A 657-nucleotide genomic window follows, 5' to 3' on the forward strand; every position below is an offset into this window, starting at 1 on the left:
ATCACTAAGGAGTCAATCATTAACGACAAATCAATCAGTAATAGTGTATCCGATTGTAAAAGTGGACATTAGATCATAGTTTCTGGGTCGCAACGGCGAGATTGTTTGTTTTTAGTGCGGAAGGTTTCCACCATATTAAAAAAGGACGATAAGAGTACTCATGGCCATACCCGCTCGCAGGAAAAGGAAACAAGATAAAGAACCGCAACTTTCATTCTGGGCTCGACACCAGCTTAAGATGATCAAAAGTGCGTTCGTTATTTTTGTCTGCAGTTTGGTGGCTTTTTTCGCTTATCAGCTCCACGTCTCCTACCAAGATTACATCAACCCCGAACACGTCTATGGTGAGTGGATCGAAATTGGTGCTCCACCTTATCAAACCGAACGCCTTATTTTTACATCCGATGGGGTGTATCGAAATCATCGTTTGATCACGACGGAATTTGCGTTTGATGGCAAAGTCATCACCTTAAATACCGGATTAGGTGAAACCGCGTATCAACTTTCTGGCTCTCATCTGTCACCACAAATACGCCGAATTGAACCTCGAATCCCAGATCAGGGATTCATTCGAAAGGGATTTGAGCATACTGTTCAAGGCTCAGAAGTGGGCGCAGCATCAAAACGACGAGCCGCACTGAGTGAACATTTCAGTCG

General features: G+C 44.0%; 1 protein-coding gene. It reads left to right on the plus strand.

Annotated elements, in window-relative coordinates:
* Positions 1-160: 160 nt before the first annotated feature.
* Positions 161-657 (plus strand): DUF2850 domain-containing protein (locus R7093_RS25945; protein WP_318147110.1); only part of this gene is annotated, 497 nt, incomplete at its 3' end.

It is taken from the genome of Vibrio sp. 1580 (genome assembly GCF_033340055.1).